The sequence below is a fragment of the Roseovarius sp. EC-HK134 genome (assembly GCF_902498815.1).
Lineage (GTDB): Bacteria > Pseudomonadota > Alphaproteobacteria > Rhodobacterales > Rhodobacteraceae > Roseovarius > Roseovarius mucosus_A.
Genome location: NZ_LR701544.1, coordinates 894,779 through 907,831, shown reverse-complemented (window position 1 = coordinate 907,831; position 13,053 = coordinate 894,779). Strand labels below are relative to the sequence as shown.

Annotated in this window: 5 protein-coding genes; 1 reads left to right on the top strand and 4 read right to left on the bottom strand. The window is 62.1% G+C overall.

The window, feature by feature from the left end; genetic code table 11:
• Positions 1 to 12: 12 nt before the first annotated feature.
• On the top strand, positions 13 to 951 hold the full coding sequence (locus GC127_RS08190; RefSeq protein WP_151977494.1) for a c-type cytochrome domain-containing protein: 939 nt from the start codon (positions 13 to 15) through the stop codon (positions 949 to 951).
• Between the two features lie 75 nt (positions 952 to 1,026).
• Here the strand turns inward: GC127_RS08190 and GC127_RS08185 are convergent, their stop codons facing one another.
• From GC127_RS08185 to GC127_RS08170, 4 genes are read right to left on the bottom strand one after another with little or no spacing between them, the layout of a single operon-like run.
• Entirely contained in the window at positions 1,027 to 2,250 is a 1,224-nt protein-coding gene (locus GC127_RS08185; RefSeq protein WP_151977492.1) for a hypothetical protein, read from the bottom strand.
• Positions 2,247 to 2,798 carry an SCO family protein gene (locus GC127_RS08180; RefSeq protein WP_151977490.1) on the bottom strand — a complete coding sequence of 184 codons (552 nt, stop codon included), beginning with the start codon at positions 2,796 to 2,798 and terminating at the stop codon, positions 2,247 to 2,249. The genes GC127_RS08185 and GC127_RS08180 overlap by 4 nt, the downstream gene beginning before the upstream one ends.
• Positions 2,795 to 4,621, bottom strand: coding sequence for a hypothetical protein (locus tag GC127_RS08175; RefSeq protein WP_151977488.1), 1,827 nt, complete (start codon positions 4,619 to 4,621; stop codon positions 2,795 to 2,797). Before GC127_RS08175 ends, GC127_RS08180 begins: the two co-directional genes overlap by 4 nt.
• Entirely contained in the window at positions 4,603 to 12,696 is an 8,094-nt protein-coding gene (locus GC127_RS08170; RefSeq protein WP_151977486.1) for a hypothetical protein, read from the bottom strand. The genes GC127_RS08175 and GC127_RS08170 overlap by 19 nt, the downstream gene beginning before the upstream one ends.
• Positions 12,697 to 13,053 lie beyond the last annotated feature (357 nt).

The window sequence follows — 13,053 nt, the reverse complement described above, 5'->3', positions numbered from 1 at the left end:
GAGACCCGCACAATGGCCCTGCAGATCAAACGCGCCAAGGTAGGCATTTGCGGTGTCGCGTCGAACGCGATTGGCTGGGCCATGGTATTGATAGGTCTCGGCTCGGCTGCGAAAGCCGAGACTTGGGATGTGGTCTTGCCCATCTTCGAGGAGCGGTGTGTCGCCTGCCACAGTGGTGAATTCGCCCCGCTTGCCCTGCGCCTTGAGACCTACGAGTTCCTGATGAGCGGATCCGAAAACGGCCCTGTGGTCCTTCCAAGTGATGCCGCGGGCAGCCCGCTGATCGCTCGCGTGGAAGGCCGTGCAGAACCCAGGATGCCGCTGGACGGGCCGCCTTTTCTTGACGAGGCGCAAATCGCCCTGCTTCGCGGCTGGGTTGATGCCGGGGCACCTGGCCCCTCGAAACCAACGGAACTGCCGCTTGCTACAGAAGACCCGCTGGCGGACGGTATCGTAACCTATCCCGAGGTTCGGCCCATCTTTGGCCAGCGCTGTATCGAGTGCCATTCTGACAACGGGAAATACGAAACCCCGCCCGAAGCGCTCCGGCTTGACACGCTTGCGGATATTCTGCGCGGCGGCGACCGGATTGCCGTTATTCCCGGCAATCCGGTCGCCTCAGAACTTATCCGCAGGGTGCGCGGATTGTCTGATCCGCGGATGCCCTTGGATGGGCCGCCGTGGTTGGAAGAGACCGATATCGCCTTGCTTGAGGCGTGGATCGAGGGTGGCGCGCGGGATGCTGAGGGCGCGCCAGCCCCTATGCCGGTGGGCGGCCGCGTGCGGCTGCGCGGCACCCTGAGTGCCCCGAATGCGGTGGACGGCGCAGTATTTGCCACCCATGCCGGAACTGAAATTCGCGACGCGGTGCAGCAAGGAGACCGTGTTGAATTGCGTGCCAGGATTGCAGCCGACGGCACTCTGGCGGCAGAACGCTTGCGGGCGCGTTAGCGCGCAATCTGCCCCAAGGGCTTGGATATTGTGCTCAAAAACCCCGTGCCGGTTCCGACTTTTGGGCAACATGCTCTAGGGCATCGGGACAACGGCGATTTCTTCGGTGCCGGTCAGTGGAAAACGCGCGTAGTCCAGTCCGATATCTACAAGCACCGTATCCCCAAGCGCCCTGAGCAGCCCCGCCCGGGTGACATCGCGCCCAGCCGCCTTTAGCGCCTCTGCGAGAACGGCGCCCGCCTCTTGTGCATGGATCTGGATCGGATGCGTCTGCACGGTGATGGCATCCGAGACAATGCGTGGGGTTTCGATGGCGACCATGATCGTTTGGTCGGGTGCGGCTGTGGTGCTTCGCGCTGCAAGGCTTTGCCACGTGATCCAGATCCTTGCTGCGCTGTTCTGTGGCAGCGGGGAGGCATCGAGCACGACGATATCCTCGGCCTCTTTTGCATGATCTGTCTGCGCGCGGTCTGGTGCGGCCAGTGATAGCGCCAGTGCAAAGGCGCTGCGTTGCGCCGGGTCTTGCGACACGACCAAGATCGGCCCTTGCCCCTTGATCGCGACTTCCCCCGCGAGCGCTGCGTGCAGCGCATCCCGCGAGGGCGTGATGCCGCGCAGGATGCTGGAATCCTCGTTACCCGAAAGCGCGCCAACAGGTGCCAGAACAGGCAGGCCAAGCTGTGTGAAGGGGTTCACCGCCGCAACTGGCAGGCCGATCACGGCCAGCAGATCGTGCGCCATGCCGGGCTGTGTTGCATCAACGGGTACCAATTCTATCTGCCGCCCGTAAACGCGGTCGCCGCCCAGTCGCTCTGACAGCGATTTCGCCAGCGCAGCCCTGTAGCCATCGGAAATTTCAGCGGCACCGGGAATGGTGGCAACCCCGATCCGCAGCCTGTCGGATAGCACGCCGCGCCTCTGGATTTCGTGCAGTCGGCCCAGATAGGCACGCAGGGTGTCTGTCTCGGTGCGGTTGAGCGCGTAACGCGGCATGAGGCGGCTGAGCGCCCTGCCATCCACCGCGATACCTTCTGTTACGGCACGGTGGAACGTATCGGCACCGTATCCCGGCCTGTCAGCGGAGGCCACCGAAAGACGCGACCATTCGATTGGCGGCACGTCGCCCTCGATTCCCCCCTGCCCGTCGCGCCCGTGGCAGGTGTGGCACGGAAAACGGATAAGACTGCGTTCGCCAGCCGGATCGGCGACAGCGGCTTGGCCGGTGAACATCTCGTGCCCGTCTTGCGCCATGCTGGCCGTGCCAAGAAACAGCAGCGCTGCCAGAAAAAGCCCCCTCACCGGATCAGCGATGCGACCAGATCTGCCAATTCTTGCGCCTCGGGTATGGATTGTGACCTGTAAAAGCGTTCCGACTGCAAATCCCCGACAATAAACACCGGGTCATGAAGGACGATATTGGCGAAATCTGCATCGAACGCTGCCAGAAGGCGCGACACCTCGCCCGGCGTGCCGGTCAGCCATGACCAGCGCTCACTTGCGCCAAAGGTGTCTGCCGCTTTGCGCATATGGGCGGGCGTGTCGCGACCTGGGTCGATGGTGATTGACAGCAGCCGCACCGGCGCATCGGTCGGCAGCATATCGTCCAGTTCGGCCATCACGTCATTGCCGATTGGGCAGATCGACTCGCAGGTTGTGTAGTTGAAGTTGATCACAAGCATCTGCCCATCGGTCAACGGGCCGTGGAACGCCTGCTCTCGGGCATATTGGTCAATCAGCGTCACCTGCGGCATCGCCAGACGTTCACGGGCAAAATCCGCCGTTGCAGGCCCATCGGCCAGAGCGGGGGCAGCGGCCAGAAAAAGCGTAAGAAGCGCTGTGCGGATCATGGAGTTTCCTTCTCGGAGCGTGCCTTGAGGATGAGAGCAGAGCGTAGCGCCAAGCCTTGCGGCAAGTCGCGGGGCTGTACCACGAATGGCCCTTCATGCGGCAAGGTCAGGCGCGCCCGCAGGAGACCGGCCGCGTCGGCGGTTGCCGTCGCCTCAACCATCGTGCCCGAGAGCATGCTTGGCACCATCAGGTGAAGGCCGGGCAGGGGTAGCGGGCGGTCGTCGGGGCCCGTCACTTGGAATACGAGGTCAAAGGGTTCCCCGGCGACCGGGACTTGGGCACCCTCGCGCACAAGCCGTACCGGGGTTAGGGCATGCTGTTCGACGAAGCCGCGAACATGAAAGGGCACGCAGGTTGAGAGTTGGCCCGCGAAGGTTGTTAGAATCAGTTCGCGCGCGCCCGCATCAAAGGCCCATACTGTTTCGAAGACGCCGGTTTCCACCTCTTGAAAGCTGCGGTCGATCACCTGCAGCGATTGCGGAATACCACCGCGCAAGCGGATCGAGTCCATCGGCGGCATCTCGACGGTCGAGGCCAACTCGCCCACCAGCCAGCCGGTCTGAAACCGCGGCTCGACCGCGATGACCTGTGGCGAGGGAAAGAGCGGCACCAGCAGCCCATCTGTGCCCTCGGGCCGCTCGGTCTTGGCCCCAAGGTCGATCTTGCGCAGCACGGCCGCCTTGCCCAGTGCGACAGTGGCGAGATCAATCGCACCAAGAAAGCCGCCATCATGGCTGAGGATGAAGGCGGCGTTATCGGTAAAGGTGACTTCGCTGACGCTGGCATCCGCCAGTTCCACGGATTGCACCACGCGGCCAAGTGCCAGGTCGATCAGCGCCACAATGCTATCGCCGGGGGTATAAGCCAGAGCGATACGCGCATCGGGCCCGGTTTCGATTCGGGCGAATGTCTTGCCAAGTGGGATCGTCAGTGGCGCATCGGGGGCATCGGCATAGCGCATCTCGGCCTGCGGGGCGTCGCGCAGAACGGCCAACAGGCCGGTATCGCCGACGATGCTCAGGTCTGCCACGGGGCTGGAGAAGGTGGTGTTCAGGATGTCTCGCCCGGTTGCCCCGTCAAGCAGAAACGCTGCGCCCGCTGATGTATAGGCGGCGATACTGTCGGTTTCAGGATCGCGCGGACGGGTCAGCGTAACCGCGTCAACACCCAAGCGCCGCGTCTCGCGCAGGGTGCCGTCTGGTGACAGGCGCATCACCTGCCCTGCACGATCCCCAGCCCAGAGATCACCCGTGCGCGCCGTGACCAGCGAGGTAACACCGGGCAGCCCCTCGGCCAGCACATGCCGATCCGGGCCGGTCAGGCTGGCGGCGAGAATGATCCCGTCATCGGGATAGGCCACGTAAGCCCGCATTTGTCGTGCGCTGGTGGCGACAGAGGTGGGTGCGCCATCAAGGCGGTGCGCGGCGACCAAGTTCGAGGAATAGAAGTTCAGCTTGGGATCAACCACGCTGAGGCTTGCGTCGCTGTTGTAGGTGGCCAGCAGGATTCCGTTCAAGTCTACAGACCCAAGCGGTGTTCGACGGGTCGCGCGGTAGTTTTGTGCAGCCCTTTCGCAGCCGGGATTATCCGCAGCCACGCCCCGCACCCAGCCCAACAAATCCACGCCGCGCGGTGGCAGGCCAGTTACGGGATCGGTGAGTTGGACGCGCAGGCGCACGGGTTCCCCGTCATCTGCGGTGGTGGGCGCGCCGGTGATAGGGTCGTGCAGGGTTAGTGCCGCAGTAAGGCTGGCCTGCGCCCTGCCTTGCCCCGTCGTGGCCAGAACGGCCAGCAGGAGGGCGATCAGCGGCGCGCGCTGCATGATGTCGCCTTGGGGTCGCGGGCCTGCGCCGGTGTCAGCACGTCGAGCAGCCCCCAAACCCCACCTGCACGCAGGTGTAGCGGGCCGTCAAACCACAGGTAGCAGCCCGGCTCGACCACTTTGGTCAGCGACGCCGTGATCGCCTTGCCCGGAGCGAGCAACGCGGCACGGGGGAAACCAAAGCCCGGGAACAGATCGCTGTAATCCTGCGCGATGGTGGCGAAGGCACGCTGGCGCGCGCGACCGCCCGGATGGACCACGTGCACCACCACCTCTTCGCCCGCCACAGCCCTGAGAACCGGCATCGGTGCCTTGGTCGCGGTTGGGATTTCAGTTGGTTTCAGTTTCCAGAAGGCTGTGCCAAAGTCTTTTTCATTGAGGTTATAGTGGGATTCGACGGGCCCAAGATTGGTATCCTGCAGCCGCACATGGAATGGCTCGCTAAGATAGCTCACGCCCTTGTCGCCCCAATCGTAGCTGTCATCACAGATCGCGCAATCCTTGATCAGCCGCTCATTCGAGCCCCCGAGCGCCCAGATATCGGCGGTGTCACGGTCGCGCTGGTTCAACCCGTCCTGCCAGAACAAGGTGAATTGCCGGATCGGGTGGCTGCCTGCACCATCCGGACCGCGGGCGCGCAGTGTCGCGTGCCACATTGGTGGCCAAGCGCTGCGTGCGCCGGCTGGCGGCACGATCACGTAATTCTCACACAGGAGGCGGATCGTGCGGTTCGGCAGGCGCTCAAGCTCGAGCCAGCGGCGCGCCTGAAGCTCGCCCAGATCATAAAGGCGGAGCTGCGGCGCGATGCTGGTGCCCGGTGCCACGAGCCTGTTTTCACAAGCCTCGAAGCGTATTTTGCGGCCACGGACATCGCCGATAGAGGCGTTTTGTGGCACCACGGTAATGGCCCCGATCAACCCATGCGTCGGATGCCCGATCACATCGCCGAACGATTTGAGCGGCAGTGCGCCATAGGCATAGGGAATGAAATGCGTGACAAGTTGACGCTTGATAATCCCAAGACTGTCCGGGCCGGGCACAAGACGCTCTCGGTCGATCTCGAACCCGTCGATTATGTCTGCCAAGCGACGGTCAAGGTCAGCTGGTCGCAGATTGGGGATGCGGTTCAACTGCCCGAGCGAGTCTCGGAGCAGGGTATCCCCCGGCAGAACCACGCGGGCCTCGCCCGACATTTGCGGGACACGGCCTTCGAGTTGACGCAAGGTTCCCTGCGGGAGACGCCCGATATCGCGGAGCTGCCCGTCGATCGCGGGCACGCGGATTGGGGGGTCAACCTCGGGTGTGGGTTGTTGCGGGACCCCCTCAAGAGTTGTGCGCAGGCGTGAGATGGCCCCGTCGCGCTGGTCACGTAATTGTAGCAACTGATTGCCAAGAAGGGTCGGCGCGTTGCCCGAAGGGGCCGCCAGCGGAAGCGCGGCTATGCCCTCGGGGATCGTGATGCCACGGCCCAGATCACCGAGGAAATCGGCGGTTTGAGGGGCCAATGTTTCGGACAGGCTCGCGACAAGCGGCGTGGGCAGCGTGTAGCGATAATCGGCATAGGCAAGACCTGCGTAGAACTGGAACTGCTCAATCTCGGCAATGCGTGGCCGTTTTAGCCGATCGGTGCGGTCGCGGATCGACAGGGTTGGGTCGCGCTGATCGGCGGGAATACCACTGAGCGCCCAGATCGCATTGTTCCCAAAGGGCCGGCCATAGCTGCTCTGCCGCGTCAGGATCGGCAAGGGCAGCGTCACCGCGAGCCGTGCGGAGGGCACCACGTCTGTGCTGCGGTCGCTGTCGGCGTTCATCTCGTGCGGTGTGTTCTCTTCTTCCGAAGCAGCCTCCCATGGCCGCTCGACGTTGAGCGAGGTAATGCCGGGCATGCGCGCATCGCCTGTGCCGTCCGCAAGACCCGGAATGCGCCCGTCTTGGTAGCGCAGCGCATTGAGCAAGGTCACGAAAACGCAGTCACCGGCGTTCACGTTGATCACCAGCGGCTCTGGCTTGTCATAAAAGCGGCGGACGGCGTCGATCACCCGAGAGAGCGGGACCGCTTCCCAGTTCGTGCGCAGTTCGAGATCAAGGTCGGACACGCTTTGCGGCATATCGGGATTGATCAGAACTCGCGGATCGACAAGCGCAAAGAACAGACCGTCAGGATCATTCAAACTATTGCCGTAGTTGGTGCCCGCCTGCCCCGGAAACACCGTCTCGGATTCGATGGCGACGATGGCAGTATAGACGTTGGGGGCGTTGCGCGGGCACTCTGCGACCGGCTGGTAATCGGGCACCTCGGTCTTGCCACGAAAGAACAGCTCAAGCTGGTTCAACTCGGGCCGCAGAATCGGGCTGCGCTCGGGCACCGGAAGCTGAAGCCGTTTGAGCGCCCGATCTTGGCGCAGCTCTGGCAGCGCTCGCAAGGTGCGTTGTGCCTCATCCTGAAACCGCTCGAGCGGAACGATCAGCGGCTCTGGTGTGGCGGCGGTGTCTTGATCCGGTGCGGCATCAAGGGTGCCGAGATTACGCGGCAGCGCCCGCAGTTGCGGATCAGTCGACAGCTCTGGCAAGCGCTTGACCGCTTCGTCGAGTGGAGCCAAGAGGAGGCGCGTGCTGTCACGCAACAGGGCAGGTGGCGGCGGCGCATCGGGATTGTCGCGTACCAGCGGCTCGACCTCGGCGATGAACCGGTCGACCTGTTCCAACAGCGTGACATATGCAAGGTAATTGCGATTGTCCGCCGCAACCCGGATCAGCCCCCAGGCCCCATTCCAAAGCGCATCCTGCGATCCGAAGTGATACGGCGTGTCGGACACGCGCGTGCGAAGCACCAATTGCTCGCGCCGCTCGCGCAGCAAATCCAGCAGCGTTTGCACCGAGGTAATGCGCCCGGGCGCAAAGCGGTTGCGGCTCACCTCTTCGCCCAGACCACTGAAATTGTTGTCATAGAGAAAGGCGGCGCGGAACTCGAAATGCTCTGATATGCCGATTTCCTGTGCGGCGATGCGCCCGTCGGCGTTGAAGCATTGCGCAAGCTGCGCCTCGATATCCGCCCAAAACTGCCGTTGCGAGGAACCCGCAGGCCAATGGTTGGCCCCATAGGCAGCCCATTGGCGATATTCGTCGGGTCGACCAGCCCGAGCCATGCGCACGCTGCTGGCTGCGCCCTCATTGGTTTCGCAGGTTCGCACCAAGGTCTCGCGCGGGGTGATCGGCTCGCGTTCCGAGGTTGCGCTTGGGAACATCTGGTCGATATTGCGGGGCAGTGTCATGCCCTCAACCGTAAACGTGTGCTGCACCTCTTGCGCGCCCTGGATCAATCGGAACTGCAAGGGTTCGTTATCGAGCGCCTGAAAGATCGGCGTTGCCGGGTCTTGGTGCAGCGCGCTCAGCATGACATTCGCCGGATCACCGGGCTCACCTGTCTTTTGGCGACTGATCTCGCAGCGGTCTGTGACGCCGTTGAGCAGGGGGGTCACCCAGTCCTCGACACGCGGTGTAAGTGCACAGGATGATCCCGCACGGGAATCCTCGCCCAATCGCAAGGGAAAGGGCTCTCCGCGATAATTCACCAGATATGGATCGTGGTGGTCGACCGAAATGCTCTCGGGCCGGGCGGGTGGCGAGACGGGGCTGGCCAGCAACGCCTCTGGACCGGGGGCATGGCCCGCCGCCTTGGCGCGGTAATCGGTCATGTAAAGCTGGAGGAAATCCGGTGCCGAATAGTCTGTGCCGTGATAGTTGACGGTAACCTGATCAAGAAGCGCGGGCGCAAGGCCAGCCTGATGCGCCGGATCACCCGGGCGGCCCGCCGCAAGCCAGGCCGGTGGCAGATCGCCCATGGCACCAAACCAGCCGGTTCCATCCTTGGCCAAGGCGGAATCGCAGATATCAGACATGTCCTGAAGCCGCGCATCAACCTGCACCGAGGGCGCGCCGCTGGCCTCGAGCGCGGCGGCGCGGGCACCATGGCGCGCCTCACAGGCGAGGGTCAGCATGCCCTTCATCGCCATCGTGTCACCGCCCTGAAGCGCCTTTTCAACAGCCTCGACGGGCACGTTATTGCGGGGATCGTAGAGCAGCGCGAAATCAGCGATGGATACCGCGAATTCACGGTAGGTCAGCACATCGGTGTCGACCGGAAGCAGGTCTACGATCACCTTGCGTGCCCCGACATCCTGCGGCCCCGCTGTAACCAGCTCGCGGTCGACGCGTGGGGCGGTGCAAGAGACCTTACCTGGATCGCAAATCTGGGCGATCTGCGGCTCAATCACCAGCGCGGTGTAAAACCCGTGTTGCTGGATAGAGGATGGACCGAAATGGTCGTGGCTGAACACCGTGCGAAGGGTGCGATCAGCCTTGCCTATGCCACTGCCGTCATCCGGCGCGCGCGTGTCCGACAGGATCGGATCGGCGAACCACCGTTGCGTCGTGGTCTGAAACAACTCGCGATACCCCGACAAGGGGAGTGTCCAGATCTTGTGATCATAGGCCTCGCTTACCTTCCAAAGCCCGGTCTTTGGGTCCTTTGCACATAGGTCGCCCTTGTCGCCGGAATATTCCCGCATCAACAGCTCACCCGGACTACGGCTGAAACTGACATCTGCAATGGACGCGGTGTTTTTGGCCGCACAGATGCGCGCTGCGATTTCGCCCGGCGCAAAAGTACCGTCCTCGTAGTTGAAGCCGTTGCTCGACCCGTCCGAGGCGGTGACGTCAAACTTTACCAGATGGATGTGCTGGCCGATGGTGTCGGTCGGGGTTTTGACCTGAAAATCGTCGAGTTCCAGCTCTTTGGGCAACTCGTTGGTGTGGCGAAATTCGATGCATTCGCCCGAGAGTGCGCGAAAGAAGAATGGCTCTTCACTGGCTGTCACCTTGGGTGAAATGCGACCGCCGCCCTTTTTGTAGCTGTCCGAGCCGGGATAGCCACCCGCCGGATGAGTCAGAACGTTGATCCGCGCCTGCGGGTCATGCCAGCCTGCGCGGTTGGTGATCATATCCACCTGCACCGCCGAGCCCTCGTAGCGGCGGTATCCGATGACCGCTGGATCGGGCGTAAACTCCACAGACTTGAGGCCCTTGAGAAACGGATCACTTTCAAACACATGGGCACCGCGTTCGATCACCCGCGCTGTCGCACCATCCATGTAGTAGAGCGTGGGAGGGCCGTTCGGAAAACGGTCGGTGCGTTCGTGCTCGACCCAATTCGAGACTTCGGCGTCGCCTGCATCCGCACCGCCAACCAGCGGTTGACCTGCCGAAACGGTCAGGATTGGAAAGCTGGCCCCGCCGGAAACAAAGCTGTAGTTGTCCGCGTCAACCCGCGTGATCTGGCCAAAAGCCGAAGGTGCGCCACACGGATCAGCGAATGGCGCGCCAGGTTTGGCGGGCGCGCCGTTGACGGTAAATCGCTTGGCTCCGCCCTGTGTCGGATATCCGCCATCCGAGGGCTCGAACAGCGAGCTGCTGCCGTCCGGTGCCAGCACCGAAAGCGCCGTGCCATCCGGCAGAACACCGTTGTGGTGAAAAGCCATGGCCGAGCGTTCGATCGGCTCGCCATCGTATTCCAGCAGGTCGATCGTGAGGGCCTTGAGCTTCATGGTCATGTCGCCAAGCGATAGCGCTGTGGCAAGGATCTGCGTTTGCAGCGCCTCGCGCTGTCGCAGCGCAGGATCTGCCAACGCCGAGGCAAGATTGCTCGTGCCGGGATCAGCCGCAAGACGGTCTGCCACGCTTTGCGGCACGGTAAAGGGCAAGGCGCGGGTGCTGTCATCGGTGACCACATGGCGCGGCATGCCGCCGTCGAGATAGTCACCCGTCACCATATCGCCATCCAAGGCGCGGGCGATGTCCATCGGTGCCTGTGGTGGGCGGTGGCCCGGTTGGCCTGCGATGTAGAACGGATAGCCTGCGAACGTGGTGATCTCGCTTACTGGATCGGCAGATACGCCGCCCTCTTCGTCAAGTTTCGCCACATCCATGGGATAGCTCGGCAGCACTGGCCAGGCCTGTCCCGGCAACGGTACAATCGCTGGCACTGGTGTGCCGACGTTCTGTGGGCCAAGCCCAGCTGACGGCTCTATCCAACGGCCGGTCGCCTGATCAACCGATCCTGGCCGTTTGCGCGCCTTGATCTTTTCACCCATCTCGGCCAGCGACAGGACCGGTTCCCATTGCCCGTCTGGAAGTTTGCGAGAGCCATCCTCGAGCACGTCATGAACGCGCCAGAGTTCCCACATCCCTTGGGCAAAGTGCGGATAGAGATGGCAATGAAAGATCGAATCCCCCACCGTCCGGTTGCGGTTGCCTGACCCCAGCGTCTCGTACCAACCTTGCTCTCCCTGCGTGCCGCGATGATAAACCTCCATCCCGCCACCGTAGATGTCGTAGGAAAAGCCCTGCTGCGGTGCGACAGTCTGGCTGTCCAGATACGCGCCTCGATTGCCGTCATTGCCCGCAAACCATTGATGCGCGTGAAGATGGAAGACATGCGTCTCCTTTGGTCCGGCATGGAAATTGCGGAAAACCACCGGATCGTTGAGATAGGAATGATGCACGTTTGACGGATCGTCGCTGTAATGCTCTAGAAGAGCGGGATCGCCATTGGCCCAAGAGGTCAAGAAGAATTCCTCATAGAGGCATTCCTGGCAATTGGCGGCGGGGCCGATGCCTTTGCGGTTGGCAAGCAGCATGTCCCCCATCCCGCTGGCCCCGTAATTGATGGCGAACCCGTCGCGGACCCCGGAAAGCTGGCCCGCACCAAAGGCGCCCAGTTCCTCGAAGTTGCGCGGATAAAAGGTTTTCAGCTCGTCATGGAAGAAAACCGAGAATTCTCGGAAGGCGAGCGGGCGGCCCGCTTCGCGATCTTCGCGATACACGATGGCGTTGAGATCGGAATGGACCACCTCGAACACGCCTTTGGCGAAATACGCATTCGGGTCTTCGTCGCGGAGTGCCGCGTCGGCGCGATCCACACGTGCCAGCATGTTCAACAAAGGCAATGGGCGGCCCGAGATGGGATCGCGCTCCACTACCTCGTAGCGAGATGGATCATCAATATCAGCGGCGCGGATCGCATGGCGCACGGCGTTTTCCGCAGCCCGCCATACTGCCCGGAACGCGCCTTGCGTCACCTGGCTGCGATACCAGCGTGATGCGGATGGCTCGGCCATGACAGCCCCAAAAAGCCCGTGCGTCAAGCTGCCGCCATCCCCCTGTCCGCCCGAAGGCGCGCCGGTGCTTGCCATGAAGAACGGGCCCTCACGTTCGATCATGTAAAAGCAATCGATGGCCGCGCCCGGTTTGATCGCGGCAAGACCCTTGCAGGCATCAGGGGCCTCGATCATCTGGCCGTCCCGTAACCCAAAAGATGTCAGTCCCTGAATGGCCAAATTTGCGCCGCGCGTCATTGGCCAATTGCCATCAGCGCTGGGTCGTGGAGAGCCGTTTGCCGGTCGGCAAGACGCCTCATCATGATCAAGCTGCCCGGAAACGATCTCTTCTGACACTGCGGCGCGCAGGTCATGCAGCTCTGCGCCATAGGGCATGCCCGGCTCATCTGCACGGGTCTTGCAGAATGTCTCGGAAAATCCCGGCACCTCTGCGCGTAGCGCATTGGCTAATCTGATATGAAGAATGTCACCGACATTGGCGCGTAGCGTCAATGGTCTGGGCCGCTTGCAATCGCGCAGGCGGACCTTGCCGGGGGCAAGGTCAGTGCCGTGGCTTTCGATGCCGAGGCCCATGTCGCATTGATCGGCTGTCAGCGCCTTGACCGGGGTTGCACTGCTGACAACGTCCCGCCGGAGCGCATAGATCATCCCGTACGGGTTGAAGCTGCCAAAGCGGTTGTAAACCATCATCTGGTCAAGCGCGACGATATCCGCACAGAGCGTGCGAGCGAATCGAGCAGCGCCTTCCGCTTGATTGACGGTGTCGTGGATATTGCTGCACTCAATAGGTTTTTCTAAATTTCCCTGTTGCGCCAATACTTTACTTGGAAAATTCAGCAGCATCGCAACCGAGAGCGAAATACAAGCGACGCGATTAAAATTACTAAAAATTCGGTCCACCGGAATCTCCTGATAAACTGAAAATATTCTGCAACCTATCACATAAACTTGATTGCAAAAACCCGCATTGCGTGTTTTGCCCCGCCCGGCTTTACTTTGGGCAAGCGCTCTTGCAGCAGAGTGTTGAGAATGTTCCGAAATTCCTGCTTATGTCCTGCGCTGACCTGCCCGTAGAACCATGGCCCGGAAAGCAATGCCGAACGGCTTGTTGAAGACGCGGCTGCTCTCCTCAGAATCTCTGAACTTTGCGGCGGGTGTCGCCCTTTTACTCTCGTTACGACGCTTGAGGGGCTGCAAACAGAATCGGTCAACCACCTGTAATCGCGGATGAATCGCCACTTTCCGTGAAGACAAGCG

What these genes read in the sequence shown, in the direction of transcription:
- GC127_RS08180 (WP_151977490.1), bottom strand. Translation starts at nt 2,798, where the DNA reads ATGATCCGCACAGCGCTTCTTACGCTTTTTCTGGCCGCTGCCCCCGCT.
- GC127_RS08175 (WP_151977488.1), bottom strand. Translation starts at nt 4,621, where the DNA reads ATGCAGCGCGCGCCGCTGATCGCCCTCCTGCTGGCCGTTCTGGCCACG.
- GC127_RS08190 (WP_151977494.1), top strand. Translation starts at nt 13, where the DNA reads ATGGCCCTGCAGATCAAACGCGCCAAGGTAGGCATTTGCGGTGTCGCG.